The organism is Streptomyces sp. NPDC046759 (assembly GCF_040645475.1).
In the GTDB taxonomy this organism is placed as follows: domain Bacteria; phylum Actinomycetota; class Actinomycetes; order Streptomycetales; family Streptomycetaceae; genus Streptomyces.
This window is the reverse complement of the sequence record NZ_JBEYYJ010000090.1, coordinates 1-1,123: the sequence shown is the minus strand read 5'-3', so window position 1 is coordinate 1,123 and position 1,123 is coordinate 1. Positions and strand designations below refer to the sequence as shown.

Here is a 1,123-nt window from a genome sequence, read left to right as displayed (position 1 = left end):
ATCCCGGCCCGCTCGAACGCCTCCCACGACGTCTCCAGCAGCAACCGCTGCTGCGGGTCCATCGCCAGCGCCTCACGCGGCGAGATACCGAAGAAGGCCGGGTCGAACTCGGCAGCCTGGTGGAGGAAGCCGCCGTGGCGCACGTAGGACTTGCCGGATCGGTCGGGGTCCGGGTCGTAGAGCCTCTCGACGTCCCAGCCGCGGTCCTCGGGGAAGCCCGAGATCGCGTCCCCGCCGGAGGCGACGAGGCGCCACAGGTCCTCGGGCGACCGCACGTCACCGGGGAACCGGCAGGCCATGCCGACGATCGCGATCGGCTCGTCGGTGCCGGTCACCGCGGCGACCGCGGCCTCGGGCCGCTCCCGGACGCCCAGCGTCTCGGCCAACAGAAAGCGGGAGAGCGCGACGGGCGTGGGGTGGTCGAAGACCAGGGTCGCGGGGAGCCGGAGCCCGGTCGACGCGTTCAGCCGGTTACGGAGTTCCACCGAGGTGAGCGAATCGAAACCGGCGTCCTGGAACGCGTGTTCCGGTTGGACGGCCTGGGCCGAGGCGTGGCCGAGCACGGCGGCGACCTCGGTACGCACCAGGTCCAGCACCACCTGCTCGCGCTCGGCCTCCGGCAGCCCGGCCAGCCGCCGGCCCAGCGATCCCTTCGGCGCGCTCTGCGCCGTACGCCGCGCGGTGCCCCGTACGGGTCCGCGCAGCCCTCGCAGGACCGGCGGCACCGTCCCCCGGAGTCCGCCCAGATCCAGCCGCAGCGGGGCGACGGCCGCCCGGCCCAGGGCCAGCGCCGCGTCGAACAGCCGCAGTCCTTCGTCGACGGCTATCGGGGCCAGGCCCACCCGCTTCAGCCGGGTGAGGTCCGCTTGGTCGAGCCGGTCGGACATGCCGCTGCTCTGTTCCCACAGGCCCCATGCCAGTGACATGGCGGGAAGCCCCTGGGCGCGGCGGGATTCGGCGAACGCGTCGAGGAAGGTGTTCGCCGCCGCGTAGTTGCCCTGTCCGGCGCTGCCCAGGATCCCGGAGACCGAGGAGAAGACCACGAACGCCGACACGTCGCCCGCCAGTTCGTGCAGGTTGAGCACGGCGTCGGCCTTGGGGCGCAGCACCGTCTCCAGGCGCT

General features: G+C 73.3%; 1 protein-coding gene. It reads right to left on the bottom strand.

What is annotated here, in order from left to right; translation table 11 throughout:
- A partial coding sequence (locus ABZ919_RS41510) for a beta-ketoacyl synthase N-terminal-like domain-containing protein (protein WP_361259528.1) occupies positions 1-1,123 on the bottom strand: 1,123 nt, incomplete at both ends.